Source organism: Streptomyces sp. NBC_01431 (assembly GCF_036231355.1).
Lineage (GTDB): Bacteria > Actinomycetota > Actinomycetes > Streptomycetales > Streptomycetaceae > Streptomyces.
This window is the reverse complement of sequence record NZ_CP109496.1, coordinates 4721096-4748054: the sequence shown is the minus strand read 5'-3', so window position 1 is coordinate 4748054 and position 26959 is coordinate 4721096. Positions and strand designations below refer to the sequence as shown.

The window sequence follows — 26959 nt, the reverse complement described above, 5'->3', positions numbered from 1 at the left end:
GTCAGTCACCGGCTGCGCTGGCTAATGATCACCTGCAACCAGTAAGATACAGACAGGTCAGTTCGGTTTCAAAGGTATCGAGGACTTAGATGGGACAGCAGGAACGCGGGACCCGGTCCCGGCAGACGATCTTGGAGGCGGCGGCGCGCGTCTTCGACGAGCGGGGGTACGACGCCGCGAGCACCAACGACATCCTCGCCCTCAGCGGGCTGACGAGGGGCGCCCTCTACCACCACTTCCCGTCCAAGGAGGCGATCGCGGCGGCACTGGTGGCCGCCCAGAGCGAAGCGCTCGTGGTGCCACCGCAGGACGTACAGCTACAGGCGGCCATCGATCTCACGATGGAGTTCGCCCGCCGCCTCCAGAGCGATCCGGTGCTGCGGGCCAGTGTGCGGCTCACGGTCGAGCAGACGTCGTTCACGGCGCCGGCCCGCACCCCGTATCAGCGCTCGGCCGAGGCGATCCACGCGCTGCTGAGCGGCGCGGCCCGGCAGGGTGAACTGCTGCCGGGCGTGGACCTGGACGAGATCACCCAGTTCATCGTGGGGGCCTTCACCGGCCTCCAGCTGATCTCGCAGGTCTACACGGGACGCCAGGACCTGCTGGAGCGCGTCTCGGTGATGTGGCGGTTCCTGCTGCCGGGCATCGCGACGCCCGGCATGCTCGGACGGCTGCGGACCATGCCGCCCACCCGGCCGGCCGGTCCGCCCGGTGCACGGCCCGCCGCATCCGGGGTGGAACCCGCCGCCTAGCGCGCGGGGCCCGGTCCAGCCAGCACGGGGGACGGTGCCTCAACTCGCCTGCGCTTCGGGCGAGTTGACCACCTGGTCCACCTGGTCCACCGGGTTCGACTCGGCAGCGGACCGGCCGAACAGCGGCCGGAGCATGCCCCAGATGCGGTCCGACGCCTCACCCTGCCACCACGCCCCGTCCGTGCGGCCGAGGGATTCCAGACCGGCCGTCACGACGACCGCCAGATCGGCCAGATCGCGGGCCGCAACTTCCCGGCCGTCCAGGCAGCGCCCGATCACCTCGCGGTGGACGAGCCCGAGCACCTCCTCGCGCAGCCGCGTGGGCCCGGTCGAGCCGTCCGGTCCGAGCCGCATGCCCGCCCGTACGGTGGGGACCTCCCGCAGCGCGGTGACGAGCGCGGAGCTGAACCGCGCGGCCGCCGCTCCCGGCGCCCGATCCGCGAAGGCCGCGGCGAGCAGCCCGGCGACCTCGGTGCGCGCCTGCTCGTACACGGCCGCCGCCAGCGATTCCTTGGTCGGGAAGTGGTGATAGAGCGCGCCTCGGCTGACGCCCGCGCTGCGGCAGATGCCGACCAGTCCGGCGTCGTGCACCCCGCCGTCGGCGATGAGTTCGGCGGTGGCGCGGATGAGCGCCTGACGGGTCTGCTCGGCGCGCTTCTGCATGGCGCGGCACCTGTCCTTCCGGGTCACGGCGAAAGCGTCCCCACACCATACAACCCTGTCTGTTTACGCCGCCAAACCGTCCACGCATCTCGCTCGCCACCCATCGATCGGCTGGCGACTCTTCACTTGCATACACTTCCCCACACCCAACAAAAGAGCAGGTGGGAGCAGCAACGTAGGCTCCACGGACCCCAGGAGCCGAATAGCGAGACACCGAAGGCGGCCAGTTGACAACCAGACAAGTCTGTTTGTTATCGTCGGTGCTACCCAGTGGGACATGAGCGTTGAGGGAGTCCGATGGATAGCTCGACCCGCACCGTGCGTCAGCCGGCCCCAGGAGGAGTCCTGGGTGCCGTGGCCACAGGCAGGTTCGCGGAGGCCCTCCAGGAGGGACTCGCGCGGGCGGCCCAGCGGCCCGGTCCGTCGCGGCCCCGCCACGCCGCGACCGCCCCGGCCCCGCTCACCCACCAAGCCGCGCCGGCCCCCGTACTCCTGAAGGGCGAAGGCGAGGCGATCCTGGACCGGTTCGGGGCGGCGCTGCCCAGCGCGCTGCTGCCGGCCGATCGCGAGGTGCCCGATCTGCGCGCCGCGCTCACCGCGTTCGCACGTCATGTGCTGGCCCACGCCGAGGACTTCGGGGCACCGCACGGCGCCAGCGCGCCGGAGCTGCCCCCGGCGGGCGACGCCTCGCCGCACCATCTGGTCGCGGCTGCCTCCCTCCTGCTCGAATGCGCGCTGGCGCACGCGGTCGAAGGCGGCGCCCCGCACCACGACGCGATGACGCTGGTACGGACCCTCGGCGATGTCATGCGCACCACCGGCGTCCCGTTCTGGCAGGGCGACCACGGCTGGAGCGAGCGGCGCAGGCTCGCCCGTCAGCTCCACGACGAACTCGGCAACGCCCTCGCGGTGGCCCTGCACCGGATCGAGCTGAGCGAGGACGACCCCGGCAACGGCCCCGCGCACCTCGCCGCGGCGAAGAAGGCGCTGGGCGAGGCGGTGCGGGAGAACCGCTCACTGATCGGCGGCCTGCGCGAGCAGGGGCGCACCCCGCCCGTCCGCGAGGCGATCGAGGCGTTCCTCGCGGACGCCGCGCCCACCGCGCGAGTCACCGTCGCGGTGACCGGGGACGAGAGCGCCGCCTCCGAACGCTGCCGCCGCGAGCTGTTCCTCGTCCTGCGCGAGGCCCTGCGCAACTGTTTCGCGCACGCCGCGGCCGGCCAGGTCGAGGTCACCGTGCGCACCACCCGGCGCTGGCTGTACGCGCGGGTCGAGGACGACGGCACCGGCCTCACCGGCGACGCCGGGCACGGGCTCCGCTCCATGACCGAGCGGGTGGAGGACCTCGGCGGCCGGCTGCGCATCCTGAACGGCCCCGGCGGCGGCACCCGCATCGAGATCCATCTGCCCCTGGGCACTCGACTCTGACAAGGACGCCTGCCATGCCTGCCACCCGCATCGTCGTCGCCGACGACCACGCCCTGTTCCGCGAGGCACTGGGCGAACTGCTCAACGCCCAGCCCTCGATGACGGTGGTGGGGTACGCGTGCGACGGCGCCGAAGCCGTCCGGTGCGCCGCCGCGCACCAGCCGGACCTGCTCCTGCTGGACCTCCAGATGCCGAGCAACCACGGGCCGGGCACGGTACGCGGCGTCCTGCGGGTGGCACCGCGCACCCGGGTCCTGTTCCTGTCCGCGTACGCCGAACCGCATGCGGTGGACCAGCTCCTGGCCGCGGGCGCCCGGGGCGTCCTGCACAAGGGCATCGACCGCAAGGCGCTGCTGGTGGCGCTGTCGCGGGCGATGGCGGACGACCACCAGACGACGGTCCTGGTGCCGTCCACCGCCGCGCCCGCCACCGGGGACGAGCCGTTGTCGCGCCGGGAGCACCAGGTGCTCGCGCGAGCGGCGACCGCGATGAGCAACCGCCAGATAGCCGACGCCCTGGACATCACCGAGGGCACGGTCAAGCGCCATCTGCACAGCGTGTTCCGCAAGTTGGGCGCGGTGTCGCGGCTCGACGCGGTCAACAAGGCGGTACAGGCCTCGCTGATCCCCTCGCCCACCATGCCCTCCGCACGACAGCGGCCGTCGGCCCGTGAACTGATCCACGGGCCAACGGCCGTCATCGGTACGGGAGTTGGCTCATCCGGTGGCTGACGGGCGGCGCAGCACCGCGGCCGCCACCGAGCCGTCGCTGCCCACCGAGGTGACAAGGCCCCACGCGCCGGCCCCGGCCGCGTCACCCGCCTCCCAGTGGGCGAGCAGCGCAGCCAGCTGGAGCGCACCGCTCGCGCTGTAGGTCTCGCCCAGGACGTCCTGCACGCGCAGCACCTCGGGGGCGTGCCCGGCGAGCGCGCGGTGCCGGCCGCGGGACTCCACCGCGGTCCAGCCCCGCCCGCCGGTGGCGCCCGCGGAGACCACGGAGATGTCCCCGGGCGCCGCGCCCGCGGCACCGAGCGCGTCCTCGACGCAGCGCGCCAGCGCCGCCGCGACCGCGAGCGGTCCGTCTTCGGCCGGGCTGAACGCGACCTCGCAGGAAGCGAGTTCGGCCAGCGCGGCATCGCCGGACGTGCTGTGTTCCAGGACGAAGACGGCACTGCCCTCGCCCAGGACCGCGCCATCACCCAGTACCCCGCTGTGGTGCCAGGCCCAGGCGGAGTGCGCGCTGAGCTCCTCCACGCCGCCGGTCAGCAGCCGCTTCGCCCGGCCGTTGACCAGGATGTTGCGGGCGTAACGCAGCGCGGACAGGCTGGAGATCCGGCCGCCGGCCAGGCTCGCGTTGACGCCGGTGAAGGAGTGCCGCATCGCCACCTGGCTCGCGCAGTGGTTGAGCAGCAGCCCCGGGAAGAGGGACGGGCTCACCAGGTAGGGGCGCTGCTGCTCGTAGGTGTCCTGGAAGAACTCCGAGAACGCGCGGGCGCTGCCGGTGCTGGTGCCGAGCACCACCCCGGTGTCGGCGCGCTCCGCCGGGTCGATCAGCCCCGGAAGGCTGTCGAGCGCGAACTCGCTCGCCGTCATGCCCAGGGTGCTGGTCCGGCTCAGGGCGCTCAGCCCCTTGCGGCCGAGGTGCTCGCGGGCGTCGAAGTCCGGGACGCCCAGCAGCTCAAGCGGCGGGGCCGCCTTGCCGCCGAGCGCCGCCGCGCCGCCGTCGCCGGCCGGCAGCGATCCCGAACGGAGCGCCTCGTACAGGGCCTTGCCGCCGATCCCGGCGGCGCTCAGCACCCCGTAGCCGGTGATCCGCACCGGGGCGGGTGCGACGCTGCTGCTCATTCGGGCCTCCCCAGCATCACGATGGCGTTGTTCCCGCCGAACGCGAAGCCGTGGTTCTCCACGATCTTCGGCCGGGCGGCGCGGGCCGTCCCCGGAACACAGTCCAGGTCGGGGCCGAGGGCCGGGTCCACCTCGCGCACCGTCGCGGTCGGCGGCAGGAAGCCCTCGTACAGAGCCATGCAGCAGGCCAGCGCGCCGAAGCCGCTGGCGGCGCCCATGGTGTGGCCGAGCATCGACTTGATGGAGCTGATGGCCGGGACGCGCTCGCCGAACACCTCGCGCACCGCGGCGACTTCGGTGGAGTCGTTCGCCGCCGTGCCGGTGCCGTGCGCGCACACGTAGTCGACCTCGTCGGGCTTGACCCCGGCGCTGCGGTGGGCGCGGCGGATGCACTCGGCGATGCCGCCCCGGTCGGGCTGGGTGGGGTGCTTGGCGTCGCACGTGATGCCGTAGCCGAGCACTTCCGCGTACATGCGGGCCCCGCGGGACCGGGCGCTCTCCCACGATTCGAGCAGCAGGGCGGCGCCGCCCTCGGCGGTCATGATGCCGCCGCGGTGCTCGTCGAAGGGACGGCACAAATCCGGGGCGATGGCGCCCAGGCGGTGGAAGCCCGCGTGGGTGGCGCGGTTCACCGCGTCGGCGCCGCCGACCAGCATGACGTCGGCCGCGCCGGAGCGGATCACGTCGAAGCCGTACCCGATGGCGTAGTTGCTCGCCGAGCAGGCGGTGCCGAAGGTCTGCGCCTCACCGCGCAGCCGCAGTTCGGTGTTGACGGCCGCCGCGATGCGGTCGGCGGAGGCCTGGGCGGCGAGATCCCCGTCGATCCCGTCGGGCCCGCGCTCCAGCCACTGCTCGGTCAGCTCCTGGAAGACCCGGGCCTCGCCGTTGGTGGTGCCCATGGCGCTGCCCGCGCGGGCGGCTGAGAGGGCCTCAGGGTCCCAACCGGCGTCCTGGGCGGCCAACTTGGCTGCGGCCGCGGCGAACTGGCTGCTGCGGCCCCACTCGGCGAGCGGCAGCCGGTCCAGGTGGTCCTGGGGCCGGAAGTCGTGCACCTCGCCGGCCTGGGTGTGCTCGAAGCCCTCGGTGTCGAACGACTGGATCTCGGAGATTCCGCTGCGCCCGGCGCGGACGGCCGCGGTGAACGCCCCGGCGCCGATGCCGAGGCTGCTCACCGCACCGAGACCGGTCACCACGACCCGGCGCAGCCCGGACTCAGACACCGGCGACCGCTTTGGTGTGGCGGGCGATCAGGGCGTACGCCGAGGCCAGGTCGTCCAGGTCGACGAGCTCCTCCTGCGGGATCTCGATGCCCAGCTGCCGCTCGAAGCGGGAGAACATCTCGATGATCAGCAGCGAGTCGGCGTCGAAGTCGTCCGCGAAGCTGTGGTGCTCGCCGACCTCCTCGGCCGACACCTCCAGGACGTCGGCCACGATGTCCCGCACACGGGTGCGCAGGTCCGCCGACAGGGATGCGGCCAGGTTTTCCGACATTTCTTTTCCCTTCACTGGGCAGCCGCGATTTCGGCTGCCTTCTGCTTGGTGATGTCATTTCGCCGACCGCGGAACACGGCAAGGAAAGAACAGCCGCGGCGGTGTACGGGATGAATATAGGAGGCCGTTGCGGGCCGCCGGGAGGCGACCGGAATAACGGGTGCCGACTTCCTCTGCGAAAGGATGCTGCCACAACGGACCGGCCCCGGAGAACCCCGATTGGCTGATTCCGCCTCAACTTCCATGCACTTTTCATGTGCATTCGATTTGCGCGGATGAGAATCAGAATCCGCGACGGGACCGTCCCGCTGCCGGATGTGAGGGGGCCAACACCCATGAGACCGCCTGTGCCAGTGGGTATCGCCGCGGCAGCCGTGTGGCTGCCGCACGGGCGTGACAGTGCCGTGTGCGCGGTGGCCGAGCAGCGGGTCGAGGCACGTGCGGCCCGCGACCTCGGCCACCCCCGACTACCGGTCGCGGACGGCGAGTCGGCGCCGGAGATGGCGGTGCTCGCGGCGCGTTCCGCGCTGCGCAGCGGCGGCGTCCCGGCGGCCGGCCTCGCGCTGCTCTGCCACGCCTGGATGCACTACCAGGGCCACGACCTGTGGTCGCCGGCCCACTACATAGCGCACCAGATCGGCGCGCACGACACGGTGCCGGTGGGCATCCAGCAGATCTGCAACGGCGGGGCGGCCGCCCTCGAACTCGCCGTCGCCCGGCTGTCGTTGGAGCCCGGGGAGCGCCGAGCGCTGGTGACGACGGCCGACCGGTTCGGCGCGCCGGGCTTCGACCGGTGGCGCAGCGACTACGGCGCCGCCTACGGGGACGCGGCCACCGCCGTGGTGCTGCGCCAGCCGGCCGCGGCGGGCGATCCGCTGCTGCTGCGCTCCCTGCACACCGCGGCCGCCCCGCACCTGGAGGAGATGCACCGCGGCGCCGACCCGTTCGCCGAGCTGCCCCGGGACAACTCGCCGATGGTCGACATGCGCCGCACCAAACGGGTCTACCTGCGCGAGAACGGCATCGAACCGTTCAACAAGGTGAACGACGACATGATCCGGCACGTGGTGACCGGCGCGCTCCGGGACGCCGACCTCGCCGCCGACGACCCGCGCATCCGCTTCGTCCTGCTGCCCCGGCTCGGCCGCAAGACCCTGGAGAGCGCCTGGAACCCGGTCCTGCGCGAACTGGTCGCCGCCCCCACCGTGGACTGGGGCCGCGAGACCGGCCACCTGGGCACCGGCGACCTGCCGGCCGGGCTCAGCGAGGTCGTCCGCCGCTCCGCGCTCGCCCCCGGCCAGATCGGTCTGCTGCTCAACGCGGGGGCGGGCTTCACCTGGTCGTGCGCGGTGGTCGAGGCACCCGGGCGCGACTGACGTACCCACGAAAGCGGTCGGCCGTGGGGGCCGGCTCCGCACCGTTTCGGTGCCGGAGCCGGCCCCCACGGCCGATACGTCTACTACTGCGGTACGGTCCGCCACGCTCCCGCCGGGTGGTGCACGGCGGGACGCCAGCGGCCCCGCGCCGGGGCGGGCGCCGCGGTCTCGGCGGGCTGCGGGGCGGCGCGGCTCAGCATGACCACGGTCAGCGCGGCCAGCTCCTCCCCGGTGGGCTCGCCCCTAAGCACGCGCAGGGCCGGCCGGGCGAAGGGTTGGGTGTCCATCGCGGCTTCCTCTCTCAACTCCGGTACTACATCGGGGGGTTGCCGTGCTTGCGCGGCACGAGCTGCTCCTGCTTGGTGCGCAGCACCCGCAGTGCCTCGGCGAGTACGGTCCGGGTGGTGCGCGGGTCGATCACGTCGTCGACCAGGCCGCGCTCGGCCGCGTAGTACGGGTGCATCAGCGCGTCCCGGTACTCCTCGGTCAGCTCCCTGCGGGTGGCCTCCGGGTCGTCGGACGCGGCGACCGCGCGCCGGTGGATGACGTTGACCGCGCCCTCGGCACCCATCACGGCGATCTCGTTGGTGGGCCAGGCGAACGACAGGTCGCAGCCGATGGAGCGGGAGTCCATCACGATGTACGCGCCGCCGTAGGCCTTGCGCAGGATGACCTGCACCCGGGGCACCGTCGCGTTGCAGTACGCGTACAGGAGTTTCGCGCCGTGGCGGATGATGCCGCCGTGCTCCTGGGCGGTGCCCGGCAGGAAGCCCGGCACGTCCACCAGGGTCACCAGCGGGATGTTGAACGCGTCGCAGGTCTGGATGAACGAGGCGCCCTTCTGCGACGCCTCGATGTCGAGGACGCCGGCCAGGTGGCGGGGCTGGTTGGCGATGAGCCCGACGGTCTGCCCGTCGATGCGGGCGAGCACGCACAGCAGGTTCGGCGCCCACTGCTCGTGGACCTCCAGGAACTCGCCGTCGTCGACGAGCCGTCCGATCACCTCGCGCATGTCGTACGGCTGGTTCGGGTCGGCCGGCACCATGCGCAGCAGTTCCTCGTCCAGGGTGTTCAGGCGGGACGCCGGTGCGGCGGCCGGCGGCAGCTCCTTGTTGTTGGCGGGCAGCAGGGAGATGAGGTAGCGCACGTCCTCCAGGCAGGAGGCCTCGTCGTCGTAGGCGAAGGCCGCGGCGCCCGAGACCGCGGCGTGCAGGTCGGCGCCGCCGAGCTCCTCGTGGCTGACCTTCTCGCCGGTGACGGCCTCCACCACATCGGGTCCGGTGATGAACATCTGGGAGATGCCGCGCACCATGAAGACGAAGTCGGTGAGGGCCGGGGAGTAGGTGGCGCCGCCCGCGCACGGCCCGAGCATCACGCTGATCTGCGGGATCACCCCGGAGCAGCGCACATTGCGGCGGAAGATGCCGCCGTAGCCGGCCAGCGCCGAGACGCCTTCCTGGATGCGGGCGCCCGCGCCGTCGTTGAGGCTCACCAGGGGGGCGCCGGCCGCCTCGGCCATGTCCATGATCTTGTGGATCTTCTCCGCGTGGGACTCGCCGAGCGAGCCGCCGAAGATCCGGAAGTCGTGCCCGAAGGCGAAGACGGTACGCCCGTGCACGCGCCCCCAGCCGATGACGACGCCGTCGCTGTGCGGTCGGCGGTCCTCCAGGCCGAAGCCGCTGGCGCGGTGCCGGCGCAGCCCCTCGATCTCGACGAACGTCCCCTCGTCGAACAGCGTCTCAAGGCGCTCGTGGACGGTCATCTTGCCGCGGGCGTGCTGTGCTTCGGTGGCCTTGGGCCCCGGCCCGCCGCGCACGGACTGCCGCAGCCGCAGCAGCTCGGCCGTCCGCGCCTCCATACCGGAAGGCGGCTGCGGGGCCGGCGCCACAGACGCCGAAGACGTCAAGGACACAGCGAGGGGACGGTCGTCCAAAGCGGTCATCGAAGTGCACTCCCATGCATGGAACGGCGGAGCGATCGGAAATACGGCTCCCGGAGATTCTGCGAACCAACAGGGTGTATGCGCGCCATGAAAGTAAACTAAAAGGTCGCCGATTGGGCGCCGCAATTGTGCTGCCGGGCAGTTCCATATGAATTTCACGGGACTTCCATGTGCGCCGGGGAGCATTGCGGCAGCCCCGTGCCGGGGCCGAGCCCCTTATTCACGGACCGCCGCAGGCGGCGCCGACAGAGGAGTTTCCTGCATGACAACGCCGAGCGACACCGCTCCGCCGGAGCTGGATCCCGTACCGACCTTCACCCGCACCATCGAACGTTCGCTGGTGCACCGGGCAGCGGTGTCGGAGGTGCTGGTCACGGACCTCCTGCGAACGGGCCGCGAGACCTATGTGGCGGGCGCCCAACTCCCCCTCGGGCACGCCTACTTCAGCGATCACCTGCGTACGCCGGTGACGTACGACTTCCTGCTGCTGCTCGAAGCCGCCCGGCAGGCCGGCACCGCCGCCTCGCACCGGCAGCTCGACATCCCGGCCAAGACGGCCTTCCTCGTCAGCAACTGGTCCATCGAGATCGAGGACCTGGACGCGCTCGCTCCCGGTGGCCGTCCCGGGGAGCTGCACCTGACCGGCAGGGTCGTGCGCCGCGAAGGGCGCGGCGGCCGGCTGCTCGGGGTGGACTCCGAGGCCGTACTGCGGGTCGGCGACAAGGTCGTCGCCCGGTCCCGGATCGACGTCGGCGCGGCGAAGAGCGAGGACTACGCCAAGCTCCGCTTCCTCCAGCGCAAGTCGGTGCCGCCGCTCACCGAGGACCTCGGCCCGGTACTGCGCAGCCACCCCGCCGACGCGGCCGACGTGGGCCGGCGCAACCCGGCCAACGTCGTCCTCGGCGAGCCGCGGCACTCCGGGGGCACCGTTTCCGCGCAGGTCGAGCCGCGCTTCGAGAACAGCAGCCTGTTCGACCACACCTACGACCACATACCCGCGATGGTCATCACCGAGGCGGCCCGCCAGCTCGCCCATCTGGCCGGGGCGCCCACCGGCGCGGCCGTGACCAGTTGCTCGGCGACCTTCACGCGCTTCGCCGAACTCGACGTGCCGCTCGTCGCCACCGCCCGCCCGCTCGGGGCCGCTTCGGGCGCCGGGCAGCCGGCCGCCTTCACCGTCGACTTCCGCCAGGACGACGTCTCGGTCGGCGAGATCACGCTGTCGTTCGCCGCGGCACCCGCGCCGGCCGGGGAGGCCCTGTGAGCACCGCCGTACGCGCCGTATGGACCGACTTCGGCGGCGTCCTCACTCCGCCGATCAACGACGACCTGCACGCCTTCTGCCGCCAGAACGACATTCCGGCCGACGCGATGCGCCGGGCGATGGCGGCGGTCGCCGAACCGTTCGGCGTCGACCTGATGGCCCCCCTCGACACCCCGCTGCTCAGCGAGCCGGAGTGGGTGGAGCGGATGAACGCCCAGCTGGCGGCCGACGGGGTCGACACCGACCTCACCGGGTTCGGGCAGCGCTGGTTCGACGGCCGCGCCACCAACGAGGCCTGGCTCGGCCACCTGCGCGCGCTGCGCGGCACGGGTGTATTCGTCGGCATGCTGTCGAACATGCCGCCCGCCTGGGACCCGCTGTGGCGCCGGATGGTGGCGCCCGAGGGCCTCTTCGACGGGCTCGTCCTGTCCTTCGAGGTCGGCGCGCGCAAGCCGGAGCGCCGGATCTTCGAGGCGGCCGCCGAACTGGCGGGCGTCGCCCCCGGCGAGTGCCTGCTCGTCGACGACATCGCCGCCAACTGCGCGGGCGCCGAGGCCGCCGGCTGGCAGGCCGTCCACTTCACCGACGCCGATACGGCCGCGGCCGAGCTGGCCCGGTACCTCGCGCGACCGGCCGAGCCGGTCCTGCCCGCCGTCTGAACCAGCGTCCGCACCGCGTCCGAAACAGGAGAACACCCACCCATGTCACGCACCGTTCTGGTCACCGGCGGCAACCGCGGAATCGGCCTGACCATCGCCCGCGCCTTCGCCGAGGCCGGGGACAAGGTCGCCATCACCCACCGGTCCGGCGAGCCGCCCGAGGGGCTGTTCGGCGTCCGTTGCGACGTCACCGACCCGGAGTCCTCGCGCCGCGCGGTGGCCGAGGTCGAGGCCCAGTTCGGGCCGGTCGGGGTACTCGTCGCCAACGCGGGCATCACCCGCGACGCCCTGGCGCCGATGATGCGCGACGAGGACTTCGACGACGTCATCCAGACCAACCTCGTCGGCTCCTTCCGGATGGCCCGGCTGGTCTCGCGCTCCATGATCAGTGCCAAGTGGGGGCGGATCGTCTTCGTCTCCTCGATCATGGGCTTCCTCGGCTCACCCGGGCAGTCCAACTACGCCGCCTCCAAGTCCGGCATGCTCGGCCTGACCCGCTCGCTGGCCTGGGAACTCGGCTCGCGCAACATCACCGTCAACATGGTCACGCCCGGCCTGATCGAGACCGACATGATCCAGGCCGTCACCGACAAGCGGCGCGCCCAGCTGCTCGCCCAGACCCCGCTGAAGCGCACCGGCACCCCCGAGGAGGTCGCCGAGGTCGTCCGGTTCCTGGCCGGCGACGGAGCCGCCTACGTCACCGGCGCCGCACTCCCGGTCGGCGGCGGCATCGGCATGGGCCAGTAGAGCTCATCAACTTCCTTGCACAGTACGGCAGTTGCTCTGCCGCGCGGCTCAAGTACCCCCTACCTCCGCACACCACAACACACAGAAGGAGTCCGCCATGACGGACGAAGAAGTTCTGCAGATCGCCGTGGACATGGGCAAGATCTTCAACGACGGGGACGACGAGGTGGCCCGGCGCCTGGTAGCCGAGGACTTCATCGACCACGAGGCCCCCGAGGGCTCGCCCCGCGGCCCCGAGGCCTACGCGAACACCGCGCGCTGGATGCGCAGCGTCTGGGAGGACGCCCGCTGGGAGATCGTCGACTCGTTCGCCAAGGGCGACCGGGCGCTGCTGCGCCTGATCTTCACCGGCCGGCACGTCACGGACTTCATGGGCGTTCCGGCGACCGGCAAGTCGGTGCGGGTCCAGCACCTGCACGTCTACCGGATCGCCGACGGCCAGGTGGCCGAGCACTGGGCGGTCCGCGACGACCTGGAGCTGTTCCGCCAGATCGGCGCCTGGGACAAGCCGCTGAAGGGCGCCCCCAAGCCGGCCCCGACGGCCTGATGTGAACGCTTGATCCGCTCCCGGCGACGGGACGCAGCGAGGGCGGTATCCGCATGTGCGGATACCACCCTCGCTTTTTGCGTGCTCAGAGCCTGATGACTCGTCAGGACTTAACGGGACCAAGGCCGTTGAGCAACGTGTCGACCACGGCCGCCGCGAGCGTGTCCGGGTCGGTGGCGTTCTCCGCGGACTCGATGATGGCCTGCTCGATGAGGGCGTGGTAGACGCGCCGCGCCCACGACAGATCGGCGTCCGGCCGCAACAGGCCTGCCTGCTGGGCCCGTTCGAGCAGCAGATGCCCCTTGGCGAAGATGCGCTCGTGCGCGGCGACGGCGGACGGCTCGCGCAGCTGCGGCTGGCCGACGGTGTAGCGCCAGCCGCTCTTGATCTGGATCACGTTCGCGGTGATCTGGTGCAGCGCCACCATCGGGGGCGCGGTCTCCGGGCGGCCGACATCGATCGCCTCCTCGACCTGCCGGAAGGCGTGCGCGGCCATCGCGTCGATGAGCGCCTCACGGGAGGCGAACCGCCGGTGCAGCGTGGTGCGGGCGACACCGGCGGCCGTGGCGATCTGCCCGAGGCTCGCCGTCGGGTCCTCGCCGAGCACGCGCTCGGCCACTTCCAGGATGTTCCGCACGGTCCGCTCGGCGTCGGCGCGCAGCGGCCGCTCTCTCGTTGTCTGCGTCACGTCGTGACCCGCCTCTCCCGTTGCCTGATGCGCCTATTTCCTGGTCCAGGTTACACCAAAGTAGCAATACGGAGGGGAACTTGCATCACTGATGTTGCAACTACAGATTTCTTCGGTACATTGATGTTGCGAGTCGACGAGAACTTGCAACTACCGAGGAGTGGATGGTTATGACGCAGGACCAGCAGGACTGGATCGAGTCGTACGAGCTCGTGCAGGGTGTCCAGGCCGCCGGCCCCGCCCACGCGCAGCAGGTCGGCGTCCTCAAGATCGGCCGCACGAACGCCCGCCGGGTGCTGGTCCTGCTGGGCGGCCGCGAAGGCGGCGCGGGCGTCTTCAAGCACACCGCCCGCAGCCTCGCCGGGGCCTCTGACGACCTCCAGGTATGGGCCGTCGACCGCCGCGAGCAGAACCTCGCCGACCTCTCCGCCTTCGCCGACGCCCCCGAGCAGGCCACCGAGTACTACCTAGGCGGCCACTACCAGGTGCAGGAGCCCACCGAGTCCCTGTACGCCGCGCAGTGGGGCCTCGAAGTCCTCGTCGAGGACCTGCGCCGGGTGGTCATGGCCGCCTCCGACGGCGGACGGCGCGAGGTCGTCCTCGGCGGTGTGTCCGTCGGTGCCAGCATCGCGCTCCTGTACGCGGCCTGGGACTTCGACGGCACACCCGGCTACCGCGACCTCGCGGGCCTCGCCGTGGTCGACGGCGGCGTGCACAACGCCTACTCGGGCGCGGGCATGGAGTTCGACCTGCCGATCGAGGCCGCCAAGGGCTGGCTCGCCGCGATCGAGGGCGGTGCCGTCTTCGAGGACTTCACCAGCACCACCATCGGCCTGGGCGACCGCCCCGAGTCGGCCGCCGTCTTCTTCCAGCTCGCCGCCCAGCACGCGCTCGCCGACCCCGACGGCCCCGCGGTCCTCGCCGACCGCCTGCCCGAGGCCGTCCGCACCGACCGCAAGCTCACCAACGCCGGTCTGCTCGGCTGGCTCGTGGACGCCACGCACGCCCACCCCTCGTACTCAGTGAACGCCGGCCGGCTCGCCGACTCCGGCGCCTGGATCGACGGCGGCCCGGTCCAACTGGCCACCGTGGCCGACGCGTTCGCGGGCCCGCGGCCCGGCGCCTGGGTCTGGTACACGCTCAACCGCGTGATGCTCGACCTCGTCGCGGCCATCGACTTCGCCGAGAACGACCTCACCGAAATGCTCGGCCTGCGCCTGCCGCACGGCAAGGACATCGACGTACCGCTCTACACGTTCCAGTCGGGCCTGACCAACGGCACCACCGGGCAGGCCGCCGCGACGGTCACGGCCGGCAGCCGGATCCCGCAGCTCTCCCTGCACTCCGACCCGGCTCTGACCCACCAGGACATCGTGTACGCCCGCTGGGAGGACAACCGCTTCCTCCAGACCCTGTCGCACTTCCTGGGCGACCTGCCGCGACGCGCCAACTGACCGTACGCGAAAACCAGTTGACCGGGCGCGAGCCCTCGTCGACCGGGGCGCAAGCCCCCCATGAACGGGGGTGGCAGGGGGCAACCCCCGTACCCCTGCCACCCCTCCCCACCCGGCGTTCGCACCGCCCCGCCACCCACGTCACGACCGCTCGACCAAGGAGACCTTCGATGGCTGCCGTCGCCACCCCGGAGGCACCGCCCCGCGCGGGCCTCACCATCTTCGCCCTGTGCCTGGCCGTGTTCATCGTTCCGTACGGCCTCAGCAGCGCCCCGGTCGCCCTGCCCGCGATCGGCAACGACCTGCACGCCGGTGTCGTACCGCTGCAGTGGGTCGTCAACGCCTACAACGTCACCGCGGCCAGCTTCATGATGGCGGCCGGATCGATCGCCGACCGCATCGGCCGCAAGCGGGTGTTCGCCTTCGGCGTGGGCCTCTACGGCGTCTCCGCCCTGGTCGGCGCGCTCGCCTCCAGCGCCGTGATCCTCGACGTGGCCCGCGGCATCGCCGGTGTCGCCGCCGCCGCCATGATGACGGCCGGTGTGTCCGTCATGGCGAACATGTTCCAGGGCGCGGCCCGCACCAAGGCCTTCGCCTACGTCGGTGTCACCATCGGCGCCGGTCTGGCGATCGGCCCGACCACCTCCGGCCTGCTGGTCTCCGGGCTCGGCTGGCGCTCGATCTTCTGGGTCCAGTTCGTGATCGCCGTCCTGTCCATGCTCGGCATGGGACTGATCCAGGAGTCCAAGGACCCCGACGCCAACGCCGTCGACTGGGCGGGCACCGTCACCTTCACACTGGCCCTGTTCTTCTTCACCCTCGCCATCATCGAGGGCCCGCAGTGGGGCTGGGGCGGCACCGCGGTGCTCGCGCTGTTCGCCGGATGCGTCGTGATGCTCGCCGCCTTCGTCTTCGTGGAGCGCCGCCAGCGGCACCCCATGTTCGACCTGTCGCTGTTCGCCGAACCCCGCTTTATGGCCGTCAACCTGCTCGCCACCGCCGTCTCCTTCGGCTTCGTCGGCCTGATGGTCCTGCTGCCGTCCTACCTGGTCGGCGCCAACGGGCTCACCGACAGCGGCGCCGGACTCACGATGCTGCTGCTGACCGCCCCGGTGCTCGCCTTCCCGCTGGTCGCCGGACGCCTCGTCCAGGCCGGTGTGTCCATGCGCACCGTCCTGAGCAGCAGCCTGGTCCTGGTCGCCGTCGGCCTCGCCTGGCTGACCGTCATCCACCCCGGCATCAGCCTGCTCGGCCTGGCCGGACCGCTCCTGCTGATCGGCATCGGCATCGGCCTGATCTACGGCCTGATGGACGGCGCCGCCGTCAGCACCGTCTCGCCCACCAAGGTCGGCATGGCGAGCGGCATGTTCAACACCATCCGCCTCGCCAGCGAAGCGGTCGCCGTGGCCGGCATGGTCGCCGCCCTCGTCTCGCTGGTCCAGGGCCGCATCTCCGGCGGGCTCGACCGCTTCACCCAGGGCACCGGCCTCGACGCCCGCGCCGTCACCGACAGCGTGACCAGCGGCAACCTGGACGCCCCGGTCGCCAAGGCCCCGGCCGGCAGCCGCGACGCCTTCACCGACTTCCTCGGCCAGGGCTACAGCGACGGCTTCCAGATCGTCCTGTGGGGTGCCGCCGCCATCTGCATCGTCAGCGCGGTCGTCCTGCACCTGATCCTGACGGACCGCCCGGACGCCCAGCCCGCCGCCGAGCCGGCCGGAGAGACCGCCGACCGCACCCCCGCCGACGCGACGGTCTGACCCCCAACTCCGCCCGTACGACCTCCCCCGTACGACGGTCCTGATCGCCCGGTGCACCCCAGCACCGGGCGACAGGCGGTTTCAGGCCCTGAGGCCCCACAGCCCGCCGATGCCCCCAGCCCACCGAACCCAGCGCCCCCTGCCCCTTCCCAGCCATCAGCGCCGACGTCTCAGGTCCTTCGCCTCCGCGGGAGAACCCATGCCGAGCACCCTGCACTCCGCCCCGACGACCGCTCTCAGACCCCTCGCCCCCGGTCTGATCCAGCCCGGCCCGCTGCCCGGCACGGCCATCGCCCTGCTCCAGCCGACACCGGACACGGCCGTCGCGCTGCACCCCGAGGAGGAGCGGCTCCTCGGCGCGCTCCCGAGCGGCCAGCGGCCCGACTTCGTCGCCGGACGGCTCGCGGCGGCCCGCGCCCTGGCCGCCCTCGGCACCGAAGGCCCCGTCCTGCGCGCCGGGCGCCGCCCGCTCTTCCCGACGGGCGTACGCGGCTCCATCAGCCACTGCACCGGCCACATCGGGGTGTGCATCGCCAGCACCAACCCCGCGGTCGTCGCCACCGGCATCGATCTGGAGCGCACCGACCGGCTGAGCCGGGGCGCGGCGCGGCTGGTTTGCACCCCGCGCGAACGCGAGTGGATCGCGCGGGCCCGCCGCCCCGAGAGCCGTCTGTCGGTGCTGTTCTCCGCCAAGGAGGCCATCTACAAGGCGCTGTCCGGCCTCAGCCCGCGCGACCCCGTCTTCCACGACGTCGAACTACGCGTCAGACACGGCGAGTTGAGCGTCGGCCTGCCCACGGGCCTGCTCCCGGACCGGCACCGCCTTACCGGCTGGGTGCAGCTCCTGTCCGGCGGATACGTCCTGACCTCGGTCGCGGTCCTGACAGAAGCCCTGCCTGATGCCCTGCCTGAAGCGCTGCCCGAAACCCTGGCGCCAGCCGTGACAGAGGCCGCGACAAGGACCGTGACAGAACAAGCCAAAGACGCGGCGCGGGGCAGCGGATCCTTCGCCGCCCTGATAGAAACGGAGGAGTTCATTCCCACGCGCCCCACATCGTTCGACGTGGCCTGAATCAACCTTCGTCCCGTTTCCTTGTACTGCCCCCCGACCCCGTGGAAATGTCTTCCCCGCACGGCCGGCGCGATGCTGAGATTCAACTCAACTCCACCTGGGGGGACGGTGCTTCAGTTCAAGGTTCTCGGACCTCTGGAGATCAAGTACAACGGAAAGGTCCTTTCCGCTCCACGCGGTCCGAAGGTCCGGCAATTGCTGTCCCTGCTGATTCTCCAGCCCGGCTCCGTCGTTTCCCACGGCCCCCTGGTGGACGAACTGTGGGGAAAGGAACCCCCGAAAACCGCCCTGTCGACCGTACGCACCCACATCTACCATCTCCGGCAGATCCTGAAGCAGGAGATCGGCGGCACCATTCCGCCGGATCTGATAGACACCTCCGCCACCGGTTACGTCCTGCGCGCGGTGCCCGAGCAGGTCGACGCGGAAGTCTTCCAGCGGCTCGCCCGCCAAGGCGAAACCCAGCTCAACTCCGGTGAGCTGAGGGAGGGTTCACGCCTTCTCTCGCTCGCCCTGGACACCTGGAGCGGGGACGCGCTGACCGATGTCATCTGCGGCCCGGTGCTCAACCAGCACGTCCAGCACCTGGAGGAGCTGTACATGAGGGTGCTCCAGCAGCGGATCGGCGCCGACATGCAGCTGGGCCAGCACGGCCACGTCGCCGCGGAACTCAGAAGCCTGGTCAGCAGACACCCGCTGAACGAATGGCTGCACGGCCAGCTCATCACCGCGCTGTACCGCTGCGGCCGCAGGGGTGACGCCCTGCACGCCTATCAGGAACTCCGGGCCATTCTCCAGGAAGAACTCGGACTCGACCCGTCGCCCGCCCTTCAGCACATGCAGCGGGCCATTCTCTCCGGCATCGACGGCGAAAGCCTCGCCATCGCGGCGAACCCAGGTTCGCGCCCCCCACAGGCCATCAGCCGGCTCCCCCACGCCTCCTGAAGCGCCACCGGAGACCCATCGGAGGCCACTCCGGAGACAACACCGGATTCCCGGGACTTCCCAGGGGATGCCCGCATTCCCAGGGCCCGCAGATTTCCCACATTCCCCGAACTTCCCGCATTCCCCGATTTCCCGCATTCCCCGATTTCCCGCATTCCCCGATTTCCCGCATCACCAGAATGGTCTGCACCCGAGCCTCGCGGCCGTGCCGACCGGGAGCCCCGAACTCCCTTCCCCTTCCCGCCCCTTCATAGAACCAGGACCACCAGGAACCCCCAGCCTCCGGTCCGAGATCGCCGGTACGGGTTGCACAGCCCTGCCCTTGTTGAGGAGCCGTCGTGCGCAAGGTGCTCATCGCCAACCGTGGCGAAATCGCTGTCCGCGTTGCCCGAGCCTGCCGGGATGCCGGGATCGCGAGCGTAGCCGTCTACGCCGATCCGGACCGGGATGCACTGCATGTCCGGGCCGCGGACGAGGCGTTCGCCCTGGGCGGTGACACCCCGGCCGCCAGCTACCTGGACATCACCAAAGTCCTCGCGGCCGCGGCCGACTCCGGCGCGGACGCCATCCACCCCGGCTACGGATTCCTGTCCGAGAACGCCGACTTCGCCCAGGCCGTCCTGGACGCCGGCCTCACCTGGATCGGCCCGCCGCCCCAGGCCATCCGCGACCTCGGCGACAAGGTGGCCGCCCGCCACATCGCCCAGCGCGCCGGCGCCCCCCTCGTCGCCGGAACCCCCGACCCCGTCTCCGGCGCCGACGAAGTCGTCGCGTTCGCCCAGGAACACGGCCTGCCCATCGCGATCAAGGCCGCCTTCGGCGGCGGCGGCCGCGGCCTCAAAGTCGCCCGCACCCTCGAAGAAGTCCCCGAGCTCTACGACTCCGCCGTCCGCGAAGCCGTCGCCGCGTTCGGCCGCGGCGAGTGCTTCGTCGAGCGCTACCTCGACAAGCCCCGCCACGTCGAAACCCAGTGCCTGGCCGACACCCACGGCAACGTCGTCGTCGTCTCCACCCGCGACTGCTCACTCCAGCGCCGCCACCAGAAACTGGTCGAGGAAGCCCCCGCCCCGTTCCTGACAGAAGCCCAGAACGCAGAGCTGTACGCCGCGTCCAAAGCCATCCTCAAGGAAGCCGGCTACGTCGGCGCGGGCACCGTCGAGTTCCTCGTCGCCGCCGACGGCACGATCTCCTTCCTGGAGGTCAACACCCGCCTCCAGGTCGAACACCCGGTCACCGAAGAAGTCACCGGCATCGACCTGGTCCGCGAAATGTTCCGCATCGCCGACGGCGAAGAACTCGGCTACGACGACCCCGCCATGCGCGGCCACTCCTTCGAGTTCCGCATCAACGGCGAAGACCCCGGCCGCGGCTTCCTGCCCGCACCCGGAACCGTCACCCTCTTCGCCCCGCCCTCCGGCCCCGGCGTCCGCCTCGACACCGGCGTCGAATCCGGCTCCGTCATCGGCCCCGCCTGGGACTCCCTCCTCGCCAAACTCATCGTCACCGGCGCCACCCGCGAACAAGCCCTCCAGCGCGCCGCACGCGCCCTGGCCGAATTCACCGTCGAAGGCATGGCCACCGCCATCCCCTTCCACCGCGCCGTCGTCACCGACCCCGCCTTCACCAGCGACCCCTTCCACATCCACACCCGCTGGATCGAAACCGAATTCGTCAACGAGATCCCGGCGTTCACGGCTCCGGCCGACGCCGAGACGGACGAGGAGCCGGGCCGCGAGACGGTCGTCGTCGAGGTCGGCGGAAAGCGCCTCGAAGTCTCCCTGCCGTCCTCACTCGGCATGACCCTGGCCCGCACCGCCGCCGCCGGCGGCGCCAAGCCCAAGCGCCGCGCCACCAAGAAGGCCGGCTCAGCCGCATCCGGCGACACCCTCGCCTCACCCATGCAGGGCACCATCGTCAAGGTCGCCGTCGAAGAAGGCCAAGAGGTCAACGAAGGCGACCTCGTCGTCGTCCTCGAAGCCATGAAGATGGAACAGCCGCTCAACGCCCACCGCTCCGGCACCGTGCAGGAGCTGGCCGCGGCGGTAGGCGCGTCGGTCACCTCGGGCGCCACGATCTGCGCCATCAAGAGCTGAGGCCTGCCGCACGCACGGGCCCGCGCCAACCGCGTTGCGCGACGGCCACGCCCGACGGTGCCGCACGCACGAGCCCGCGCCACCCCCGACCGACGGCGTCGCGCACACCCCCAAAGTCTGCATGTCCACCACGACCACCCAAGACCACCGGACATCACCCAGCACCACCCCTCCAACTCCCAACGCCACACGAGGATTTGTCATGTCGAACCGCACACACCGGCTGCGCCACGTACGCAAAGCCGCCGTCCCCGGCGCGCTGTCCCTCGCCGCCGTCCTGATGCTCCCGATGGCCGCGTCGGCCCACACCCCGCAGCCCGCCCCGCACGCCCCCGCGGCGGCCGCCGCCGCGACCCAGCTGCCCCCCGTGGTCCAGGGTGTGGGCCACGCCATCCACCCCGAGGGCGTGACCTGGGACCCGACCCGTAACGCCTTCCTGATCGGTTCGCTGCGCTACGGCACCATCTCGGCGGTGGGCGCCGACGGCATACCGCACACCCTGGTGAGCGACCCGAGCCTGATCGCGACGGGTGGCATCCGCGTGGACGCCGCCCGCAACCGCCTTCTCGCCACGTACGGAGACGTCTACGCGGGGCCGAACGCCCTGCTCAGCGTCGGTTCCACGCCGGAGACCCGCGGCCGCTACGGCGGCCTGGCAATCTTCAACCTGAAGACGGGCGCCCTGGAGAAGCGGATCGAGCTCAGCCAGGCTCCCGGCCTGCACCTGGCCAACGACCTCGCGCTGGACGCCAAGGGCAACGCGTACGTCACCGACTCGTTCAGCGGCACGATCTTCAAGGTCACCCCGTCCGGGCACGCCTCGACGTTCCTCCAGGACAAGGCGCTGGACGCGGGCAAGGACGAGAACGGCCTGCCGAACGTCGGCGTCAACGGCATCGTCGTCGACCCGGCGGGCTTCATCATCGTGGTGCGCTACGACACCGGCCAGCTCTTCCGCGTCCCGCTGAACGACCCCAGGAAGTTCACCGAGGTCGCGCTGAAGGAGCGCCCCGTCGGCGCGGACGGCATGGCGCTGGGCGCGGACGGCACGCTGTACGCGGCGACCAACACCATCCGCTCCACCGGTGTGGACGCGCTGTTCAAGCTCCGCTCGGACGACGGCTGGAAGAGCGCGGGCGTGGTGAGCAAGACGTCCTCCCCGGAGGCCGCGCCCACCACGGTGGCGATCACGCCGTCCGGCAACTACGTGCTGAGCAGCAATGTGAACGTCCTCTTCGGCAGCGGCGGCACCCAGACCCGCGACGGCTTCGTTCTCCGCAAGTTCTGACCCCCGGCCCCCGAGGACGGGGGTTGCCGGGGCCGCGGACGGCGACGCTCCCCCCAGCCACGCCATCCGCGGCCCCGGCCTCGCCCTGTCCGTACGACGACTTGCAGGAGGTGGCGAGCCGTATGGCGCTCGACCAGTCTTTCGTGGGGCGGACCTATCCGCCCACCGCGCCCTATGAAGTCGGCCGCGAGAAGATCCGCGAGTTCGCCGCGGCCATCGGGGACGCGAGCGGCGCCCACACCGGCCCGGAGGCCGCCAAGGCACTCGGGCACACCGATGTGATCGCGCCGCCCACCTTCGTCTTCGCCCTCACGTTCGCGGCGGCGGGCCAGATCATCGAGGACCCCGAACTCGGCCTGGATTTCAGCCGGGTGGTGCACGGCGACCAGAAGTTCGCCTACCGGCGCCCGGTCCACGCGGGTGACCGCCTGACGGTGACGTCGACCGTGGAGAAGGCCGAGACGCTGGCGGGCAACGACGTCCTGAGCGTACGCGGCGATGTTCACGCCGAGGGAGGCGAGCTTGTGGTGACGGCCTGGATGAAGCTCGTCTCGCGTGCGGCGGAAGGGGCGTGAGGGAGATGACCGCGAAGATCCGTTACGAGGACGTCGAGCCCGGCACCCAACTGCCGCCGCAGTCCTTCCCCGTGACCCGCGCGACCCTGGTCCGGTACGCGGGCGCATCCGGCGACTTCAACCCGATCCACTGGAACGAGCGGGCGGCCAAGGAGGTCGGGCTGCCCGACGTCATCGCCCATGGCATGTTCACGATGGCGGAGGCGGCTCGCGTGGTCACGGACTGGGCGGGCGACCCGGGTGCCGTCCTCGAATACGGCGTGCGCTTCACGAAGCCGGTCGTCGTCCCCAACGACGAGACCGGGGCGCTGATCGAAGTGAGCGCGAAGGTGGCGGCGAAGCTGGACGACGAGGCCCGCACGGTACGCGTCGACATCACGGCGACGAGCAAGGGCCAGAAGGTCCTGGGCATGGCAAGGGCGGTAGTCCAACTGACCTGAGAAGCAAGCGAGTTACTGCTCCGGCGGGTCGCTCCAGGGCGACCGGCACCATCGGCCATTCACGTATGACAGGAGAAGAATGCACGAGCGTCGGCTCTCGGGCCTGAAGGTGTCCGCGCTGGGCCTCGGCTGCATGGGGATGAGCGACCTCTACGGCGCCGGCGACGACGCGGAGTCGATCGCCACCCTGCACCGCGCCCTGGACCAGGGCGTCACGCTGCTGGACACCGCGGACATGTACGGCCCGTTCACCAACGAAACCCTGGTCGGCCGGGCCATCGCGGGGCGCCGCCGCGAGGAGGTCGTGCTTGCCACGAAGTTCGGCATCGAGCGCGCGCCGGACGGTACGACGCTGGGCATCAACGGGCGCCCGGATTACGTCCGTTCGGCCTGCGAGGCGTCGCTGCGCCGCCTCGGCGTGGACCACGTGGACCTGTACTACCAGCACCGCATCGACACGACCGTACCCGTCGAGGAAACCTGGGGCGCGCTGGCCGAGCTGGTGAGCGAGGGCAAGGTGCGCCACCTGGGCATCTCGGAGGCGTCCGCCGCCACGGTACGCAGGGCCCACGCGGTCCATCCGGTCACGGCGGGCCAGTACGAGTACTCGCTGTTCACCCGGGACATCGAGAGCGACGTACTGCCGGTCCTGCGTGAGCTGGGCATCGGCCTCGTCGCGTACTCGCCGATGGGGCGCGGTCTGCTGACGGGCGCCATCGCCGATCCGGGGCAGTTCGCCGACGACGACGTACGCCGGCACGCTCCGCGCTTCAGGGGCGCGGGCCTGGCCGCCAACCTCACCCTGGTCGACCGCCTGCGCCGCATCGCGACCCGCCTGGAGGCGACCCCGGCCCAACTGGCCCTCGCCTGGCTGCTGGCCCAGGATCCCGAGGTGGTCCCCATCCCCGGCACGAAGCGCCGCCGCCACCTGGAGGAGAACCTCGCGGCGGTGGGCCTGCGGCTGACGGCGGAGCAGGTGACCGAGATCGAACGGGCGGTTCCGGCGGGGTCGGTGGTGGGGCCGCGCTATGACGCCGCGCGGATGGCAACGGTGAACCGCTGACAGCCCTCCCCCACACTCCCCGGCTCCCGACCCACGAGCCAATCCCCCCTCCCAACAAAGGAATCCCACCCTCATGAACATCACCGTCCTGGGCGCGACCGGCGCCACCGGCCGACTCGTGGTCGAGCAACTCCTGGCGCAGGGCCACTCCGTACGCGCCGTCGTGCGGACCGCGGCGCGCGCCGCCGAGCTGCGGGCCGCCGGAATCGACACCGCCGAACTGGACCTGGCCGCCCCGACGCCCGCCGCGCTGGCGAACGCGTTCGCCTCGACGGAGGCGGTCATCAACGCGGCGGCCACCCGCAGCATGACGAAGAAGCAGGCGGAGCTGATCGACCACCGGGGCGTGGTCGCCGCCATCGACGCGGCGGCGGCCGCGGGCGTACGGCACTGGATCCAGGTGTCCATGATGGGCAGCGGCGACAAGAGCCGCCTGCCCCGCTATCTGCGCGCCACCGGCGAGGCGAAGGACGCGGCCGACGGCCACCTCATGCACTCCGGCCTGACCTGGACGGTGGTCCGCCCGCCGTGGCTGAACGACGGCGCGGCCCGGGGCCGGATCACGGCGGGCCCGCAGGTGGAGGAGGGCCAGCTGTCCCGCGCGGACCTGGCGGCGGTGGCCGTCGCCAGCCTGACCGTCCCGGCCACCCACAACCGCACCTTCGAAGTGACGGACGGCCCCCGCCCCCTGGACGAAGCCCTCCACTCCCTGACCTGACCCCACACCCCCACCCGCACATCCGCTACCCTGTCCACGTCTGCCATCGGCAGCACGCCTCCGTAGCTCAGGGGATAGAGCACCGCTCTCCTAAAGCGGGTGTCGCAGGTTCGAATCCTGCCGGGGGCACCACGCGTTACAGCTCTGAACTGGGCTTCCTCCCTCGGGAGGGCCCTACTCGGCCTCGGACTCCTCGTCCGGGGCCGTTTGCGTGAGCGGATGGGGAGTTGATCTCCCGCATAACGCCCCCAACGGATCAGCATCATCCGGCACGGCCTCCGGGCCACAGCGGGCGGCCGCAGTGCCGACCCCGCGATGCCCGACCTCGCGATGCCCGGCGCTGCGGGCACCCTCACCCTCTGCGTGGACGGCCAGGAGGTGGGCAGCGACGACATCGTCACCCAGCCCGGTTGCTTCTGCGTCGTCGGGGACGGCATCCGCGTGGGCGGTGACGACGCCTCGCCGGTGCCGCCCGCCGACCCCGGAAAAACCAAAATCACCCGCTGCGGGTCATGCCACTTCAGGCAGGCGGGGCTCAAATGGAGTTCTCCAGGAACAGCAGCACCACACCCTCTGAAGAAGGAGCCGGATCATGGCAGCCGAAACAACCGGGACAGGTGGTGTCAGCGCCCTCGCCGAGGCGGACGCCCCCGTGTTCGAAACGCTTGTCCAGATGACGCTCGACACGTTCGAGCGGTCGGGGCTGGACCCGGAGACGTACCTGCTGGCGCGTATCGCGGCGCTGGTGGCCATGGACGCCTCCCCCGCCTCGTACCTGCTCAACGTCGGCGCCGCCGAAGAACTCGGCGTGCCCGTGGAGAAGATCCAGGGCGTCCTCGTGGCGGTCGCCCCCGTGGTCGGCAGCGCCCGCGTGGTGTCCGCCGCCCGCAATATCGGCGAAGCCTTCGGTCTGACCCTGCCCGACGAAGGCGAGGAATAAGAAGCGCTCACACGAACCTGGCCTACGACTACCCGGTTCTCGGGGTCTTCTGGACGACCATGTGGATCCTGTGGTTCGTCCTGCTCTTTCGCTGTATCGGTGACATCTTCCGGGACGACACGCTCAGCGGAATGGGCAAGGCAGGGGGGCTCGTCTTCGTAGTCGTGCTCCCCTTCCTCGGCGTGCTCGTCCATGTCCTGGCCCGCGGCAAGGACATGGACGAGCACGAGAGGCAGCATGTCCAAGCCCGTCAGCAGGCGTTCGACGACCACATCCGCGAGACCACCGCCGGCGGCGCACGCGACCGCTTCCCTGGCGATACGTCAGGGAAGCGGCGGCTGCATGGGAGTCGGTCGTCGGTGCGGAGCCGGTGTCCAGGAAACCAACGGACCGCGAAGCCCACCAGCACGATCACCGTGGTCCACACCACGACCATCGTGGTCGGGTAGTTCCAGGTGACCAGGACGATCGCGGCGACGGCCAAGACCGCGGTCCCGACCCACCATTTGAAGCGGTGCACGAACCGCCCGACCGCACCCAGGCGATGCGCATCGGGATCGGAGGCGAGCGGCCCCACCGTGGCGACATCACGGTCCGTGTCCCGCCGATGCTGTTCGCCCGGACCGCGACGACGGACAACAGCGAGAGCAGGCCGCGAAGAGGATCAGCAGGACCAAGCCGGTGGACCGGAAATCACGAACGGCGGCCTGAGCCGTCAGTCGGGATGCGGGGCGGTTCCCTCGGATGGATGGTGGAGTTATGCACCATCACCAGCAGTCCCATCGGACGATCGACATCGACACCCGGCTCGTCAGGATCGGCGCCGTGCTCACCGCGGCCGGGGCCGTGTTGGCGAGCGCGGGCATGGCCATCGGGGTCATGGCCGTGTTCACCGCAGGCCGGCGCATGATCCGCGACATGGACGTGCCCCCGACCCAGCAGGCGGCCGCGAAGTGGCAGCAGGCCAAAGAGGCGTCCCGAGCGGGTTTGCGGGCGTGGCAGTCCGCGTCCGACGCCCAGAACGGGCCGCTCGCCCGGTAGTCCGGCGAATCCTCTCCGCCCACCGGGTCCCGGGCCCGGTGGGTGCAGGGATGCCCAGGGTTCCGGATCCAGGCCCCGACCGCCCGCAAGTCTCGCCTCGTTCTGGGGGACGACCCAGCCGGCACCCCAGGCTCGCGGCAAACAGACGGGCGGGCTCCCTCAGCGAGCT

At 71.3% G+C, this 26959-nt stretch carries 28 protein-coding genes and 1 tRNA gene; 22 read left to right on the top strand and 7 right to left on the bottom strand.

Annotated elements, in window-relative coordinates:
• Positions 1 to 89 precede the first annotated feature (89 nt).
• Positions 90 to 752, top strand: a complete 663-nt coding sequence (locus OG522_RS21925; RefSeq protein WP_329464702.1) for a ScbR family autoregulator-binding transcription factor — start codon at positions 90 to 92, stop codon at positions 750 to 752.
• Between the two features lie 39 nt (positions 753 to 791).
• Here OG522_RS21925 and OG522_RS21920 read toward each other — a convergent pair whose 3' ends face one another.
• On the bottom strand, positions 792 to 1415 hold the full coding sequence (locus OG522_RS21920; protein ID WP_329464701.1) for a TetR/AcrR family transcriptional regulator: 624 nt from the start codon (positions 1413 to 1415) through the stop codon (positions 792 to 794).
• A 354-nt stretch (positions 1416 to 1769) separates the two neighbouring features.
• Between OG522_RS21920 and OG522_RS21915 the strand changes: the two genes are divergently transcribed.
• Positions 1770 to 2843, top strand: a complete 1074-nt coding sequence (locus OG522_RS21915) for a sensor histidine kinase (protein ID WP_329464700.1) — start codon at positions 1770 to 1772, stop codon at positions 2841 to 2843.
• A 14-nt stretch (positions 2844 to 2857) separates the two neighbouring features.
• Complete coding sequence (locus OG522_RS21910) at positions 2858 to 3574, top strand: response regulator transcription factor (RefSeq protein ID WP_329464699.1); 717 nt, start codon at positions 2858 to 2860, stop codon at positions 3572 to 3574.
• Here the strand turns inward: OG522_RS21910 and OG522_RS21905 are convergent.
• Genes OG522_RS21905 through OG522_RS21895 form a run of 3 tightly spaced genes read right to left on the bottom strand, consistent with a single transcriptional unit; the run spans position 3560 to position 6178 of the window.
• Positions 3560 to 4687 carry a beta-ketoacyl synthase N-terminal-like domain-containing protein gene (locus OG522_RS21905; RefSeq protein WP_329464698.1) on the bottom strand — a complete coding sequence of 376 codons (1128 nt, stop codon included), beginning with the start codon at positions 4685 to 4687 and terminating at the stop codon, positions 3560 to 3562. The two genes, OG522_RS21910 and OG522_RS21905, sit on opposite strands and share 15 nt — an antisense overlap.
• On the bottom strand, positions 4684 to 5907 hold the full coding sequence (locus tag OG522_RS21900; protein WP_329464697.1) for a beta-ketoacyl-[acyl-carrier-protein] synthase family protein: 1224 nt from the start codon (positions 5905 to 5907) through the stop codon (positions 4684 to 4686). Before OG522_RS21900 ends, OG522_RS21905 begins: the two co-directional genes overlap by 4 nt.
• Positions 5900 to 6178 carry an acyl carrier protein gene (locus OG522_RS21895; RefSeq protein ID WP_329464696.1) on the bottom strand — a complete coding sequence of 93 codons (279 nt, stop codon included), beginning with the start codon at positions 6176 to 6178 and terminating at the stop codon, positions 5900 to 5902. The genes OG522_RS21900 and OG522_RS21895 overlap by 8 nt, the downstream gene beginning before the upstream one ends.
• Positions 6179 to 6513: 335 nt before the next feature.
• On the opposite strand from OG522_RS21895, the gene OG522_RS21890 reads away from it, so the two are divergent.
• Entirely contained in the window at positions 6514 to 7554 is a 1041-nt protein-coding gene (locus OG522_RS21890; protein WP_329464695.1) for a ketoacyl-ACP synthase III family protein, read from the top strand.
• Positions 7555 to 7637: 83 nt separating this feature from the next.
• Here the strand turns inward: OG522_RS21890 and OG522_RS21885 are convergent, their stop codons facing one another.
• Entirely contained in the window at positions 7638 to 7841 is a 204-nt protein-coding gene (locus OG522_RS21885; protein ID WP_329464694.1) for an acyl-CoA carboxylase subunit epsilon, read from the bottom strand.
• A gap of 26 nt (positions 7842 to 7867) precedes the next feature.
• Entirely contained in the window at positions 7868 to 9412 is a 1545-nt protein-coding gene (locus tag OG522_RS21880) for an acyl-CoA carboxylase subunit beta (RefSeq protein WP_329464693.1), read from the bottom strand.
• A gap of 346 nt (positions 9413 to 9758) precedes the next feature.
• Between OG522_RS21880 and OG522_RS21875 the strand changes: the two genes are divergently transcribed.
• The 4 genes from OG522_RS21875 to OG522_RS21860 all read left to right on the top strand — a co-directional run bounded on the left by OG522_RS21875 (position 9759) and on the right by OG522_RS21860 (position 12713).
• Complete coding sequence (locus OG522_RS21875; protein WP_329464692.1) at positions 9759 to 10760, top strand: ScbA/BarX family gamma-butyrolactone biosynthesis protein; 1002 nt, start codon at positions 9759 to 9761, stop codon at positions 10758 to 10760.
• Entirely contained in the window at positions 10757 to 11419 is a 663-nt protein-coding gene (locus OG522_RS21870) for an HAD-IA family hydrolase (RefSeq protein ID WP_329464691.1), read from the top strand. The genes OG522_RS21875 and OG522_RS21870 overlap by 4 nt, the downstream gene beginning before the upstream one ends.
• Before the next feature lie 42 nt (positions 11420 to 11461).
• The gene (gene fabG, locus OG522_RS21865; protein WP_329464690.1) at positions 11462 to 12166 is read left to right on the top strand and encodes a 3-oxoacyl-ACP reductase FabG; all 705 of its coding nucleotides are present in this window, start codon (positions 11462 to 11464) and stop codon (positions 12164 to 12166) included.
• A gap of 97 nt (positions 12167 to 12263) precedes the next feature.
• On the top strand, positions 12264 to 12713 hold the full coding sequence (locus OG522_RS21860) for an ester cyclase (protein ID WP_329464689.1): 450 nt from the start codon (positions 12264 to 12266) through the stop codon (positions 12711 to 12713).
• Positions 12714 to 12816: 103 nt separating this feature from the next.
• Here the strand turns inward: OG522_RS21860 and OG522_RS21855 are convergent, their stop codons facing one another.
• On the bottom strand, positions 12817 to 13401 hold the full coding sequence (locus tag OG522_RS21855) for a TetR/AcrR family transcriptional regulator (RefSeq protein WP_329464688.1): 585 nt from the start codon (positions 13399 to 13401) through the stop codon (positions 12817 to 12819).
• Positions 13402 to 13571: 170 nt separating this feature from the next.
• Between OG522_RS21855 and OG522_RS21850 the strand changes: the two genes are divergently transcribed.
• From OG522_RS21850 to OG522_RS21785, 14 genes are all read left to right on the top strand, one after another.
• Positions 13572 to 14855 carry an alpha/beta hydrolase gene (locus OG522_RS21850; RefSeq protein ID WP_329464687.1) on the top strand — a complete coding sequence of 428 codons (1284 nt, stop codon included), beginning with the start codon at positions 13572 to 13574 and terminating at the stop codon, positions 14853 to 14855.
• Between the two features lie 170 nt (positions 14856 to 15025).
• The gene (locus tag OG522_RS21845) at positions 15026 to 16615 is read left to right on the top strand and encodes an MFS transporter (RefSeq protein ID WP_329464686.1); all 1590 of its coding nucleotides are present in this window, start codon (positions 15026 to 15028) and stop codon (positions 16613 to 16615) included.
• A gap of 199 nt (positions 16616 to 16814) precedes the next feature.
• A complete protein-coding gene (locus OG522_RS21840; RefSeq protein WP_329464685.1) occupies positions 16815 to 17687 on the top strand; it encodes a 4'-phosphopantetheinyl transferase family protein in 873 nt (290 codons plus the stop codon).
• 108 nt (positions 17688 to 17795) lie between these two features.
• The gene (locus tag OG522_RS21835; RefSeq protein WP_329464684.1) at positions 17796 to 18632 is read left to right on the top strand and encodes an AfsR/SARP family transcriptional regulator; all 837 of its coding nucleotides are present in this window, start codon (positions 17796 to 17798) and stop codon (positions 18630 to 18632) included.
• A gap of 338 nt (positions 18633 to 18970) precedes the next feature.
• Entirely contained in the window at positions 18971 to 20725 is a 1755-nt protein-coding gene (locus OG522_RS21830) for an acetyl/propionyl/methylcrotonyl-CoA carboxylase subunit alpha (RefSeq protein WP_329464683.1), read from the top strand.
• A gap of 202 nt (positions 20726 to 20927) precedes the next feature.
• Positions 20928 to 22013, top strand: a complete 1086-nt coding sequence (locus OG522_RS21825; RefSeq protein ID WP_329464681.1) for a hypothetical protein — start codon at positions 20928 to 20930, stop codon at positions 22011 to 22013.
• A gap of 122 nt (positions 22014 to 22135) precedes the next feature.
• The gene (locus tag OG522_RS21820; RefSeq protein ID WP_329464680.1) at positions 22136 to 22588 is read left to right on the top strand and encodes an FAS1-like dehydratase domain-containing protein; all 453 of its coding nucleotides are present in this window, start codon (positions 22136 to 22138) and stop codon (positions 22586 to 22588) included.
• Positions 22589 to 22593: 5 nt separating this feature from the next.
• Positions 22594 to 23028, top strand: a complete 435-nt coding sequence (locus tag OG522_RS21815; RefSeq protein ID WP_329464679.1) for a MaoC family dehydratase — start codon at positions 22594 to 22596, stop codon at positions 23026 to 23028.
• Positions 23029 to 23107: 79 nt separating this feature from the next.
• Entirely contained in the window at positions 23108 to 24091 is a 984-nt protein-coding gene (locus OG522_RS21810) for an aldo/keto reductase (protein WP_329464678.1), read from the top strand.
• Positions 24092 to 24164: 73 nt separating this feature from the next.
• Positions 24165 to 24809: an NAD(P)H-binding protein gene (locus tag OG522_RS21805; RefSeq protein WP_329464677.1), complete on the top strand. Its 645-nt coding sequence runs from the start codon at positions 24165 to 24167 to the stop codon at positions 24807 to 24809.
• A gap of 56 nt (positions 24810 to 24865) precedes the next feature.
• Positions 24866 to 24941: transfer RNA gene (locus OG522_RS21800), tRNA-Arg, on the top strand.
• Between the two features lie 460 nt (positions 24942 to 25401).
• Positions 25402 to 25749, top strand: a complete 348-nt coding sequence (locus OG522_RS21795) for a carboxymuconolactone decarboxylase family protein (RefSeq protein WP_329464676.1) — start codon at positions 25402 to 25404, stop codon at positions 25747 to 25749.
• 59 nt (positions 25750 to 25808) lie between these two features.
• Positions 25809 to 26198 (top strand): SHOCT domain-containing protein, encoded by a 390-nt coding sequence (locus OG522_RS21790; RefSeq protein ID WP_329464675.1) that lies wholly within the window; start codon positions 25809 to 25811, stop codon positions 26196 to 26198.
• A gap of 310 nt (positions 26199 to 26508) precedes the next feature.
• Complete coding sequence (locus tag OG522_RS21785) at positions 26509 to 26790, top strand: hypothetical protein (RefSeq protein WP_329464674.1); 282 nt, start codon at positions 26509 to 26511, stop codon at positions 26788 to 26790.
• Positions 26791 to 26959: the final 169 nt, after the last annotated feature.